General features: G+C 63.7%; 1 protein-coding gene and 1 pseudogene. One reads left to right on the top strand and one right to left on the bottom strand.

The window, feature by feature from the left end:
• A partial coding sequence (locus ENZ74_RS32695) for an alpha/beta hydrolase (RefSeq protein WP_164761439.1) occupies nucleotides 1-727 on the bottom strand: 727 nt, incomplete at its 3' end.
• A 183-nt stretch (nucleotides 728-910) separates the two neighbouring features.
• On the opposite strand from ENZ74_RS32695, the pseudogene ENZ74_RS35855 reads away from it, so the two are divergent.
• Nucleotides 911-1,070: pseudogene (locus ENZ74_RS35855) on the top strand (ribonuclease); the annotation flags it as partial.

Genomic DNA, 1,070 nt, shown 5'->3' with positions numbered 1-1,070 from the left:
CGGGCAGGTCGCGCCGGATACCGGCAAAGCCGGCATCCTTGCCACCGTTCAGCGCCATACCGACGACGTCGCGCCACATCGACACCGAAGCGTCCCAGCCGCACAAGGGATCGGCAATGTATTTCGCCACTTCCGCTTCGTCGCGCGACAGCCAGTCGAACAGCGTGCGGTGATTGGGCACCGCCTTGCCCCAGGCCTGGAAGGTGAGTTTCGGCAGCAGGCGCGATGGCACGTCGGAGCCGAGCCGCATCCGTTCCCAGGCAAGGATGCCGAGCGCAAGCTGCCCAAGCGGGCCTTGGGAGAAATTGCCGTTCCAGATTGCTGCCGCGTGAACGCGTGGCGAGTGGCGCAACAGGTAGTTCAGCGCCACCGACGCACCCATCGAATGGCCAAACAGGATGACCGGTCTGTTTGGCCGTTCGCGGGCGATGAGATCATGGATGACGTCGACGTCGGCGATCACCTTGGCGGCACCGTCCCTGTCGGCGAACCTGCCGAGCGGAGCGTCGGACGCCTTGGTCGCGCCGTGGCCGCGATGATCGTGGACATAGACGTCGAAACCGCGCGAGCCAAGAAAATCGGCAAAGCGGGCATAGCGCGCTGCGTGCTCGGCTAGCCCGTGATTGATCTGGACGACGGCGCGTGCCCGGCCATCGGCCTGCCTGACGAAAAGATTGAGCTCGGCACCGGTCGGCGAGGCAACCACGCGCTGCTGGCTGAATGACATGCCGCCTGGTCCCGCCCTTGCTTTTGTCGTCGTTGGCTTTGTTTGCGCCGGCCCACATTATGCGTCAATCCGGCAAACCCGCTTTTCGCGACGATGTTTCTTGCGTTCGGTCAGCAAAATATCGCAATTCTGACATGGAGACAGCTTCAGTCTGTCGCCCACTTCTTCAGCCGGGGATTCTCCATGCGCATCGGTGTCGTTTTCGGATTGGCCATGTTGGCGGCGTCGCTGGCCGGGGCCGCGCATGCCGACGTGAAGATGAGCGGCAGCTTCGTCGCCGACGCCGCCTGTCCGGCGACGCAAGCGATCAAGAACGGCAAGAACCCCGGCAATGTCTCGACCG

Source organism: Mesorhizobium sp. M7A.F.Ca.CA.002.15.2.1, from assembly GCF_003998715.1.
GTDB classification, from domain to species: Bacteria; Pseudomonadota; Alphaproteobacteria; order Rhizobiales; family Rhizobiaceae; genus Mesorhizobium; species Mesorhizobium ciceri.
The sequence above is the reverse complement of the archived record's forward strand: the minus strand, read 5'-3'. Positions and strand labels throughout refer to the sequence as shown.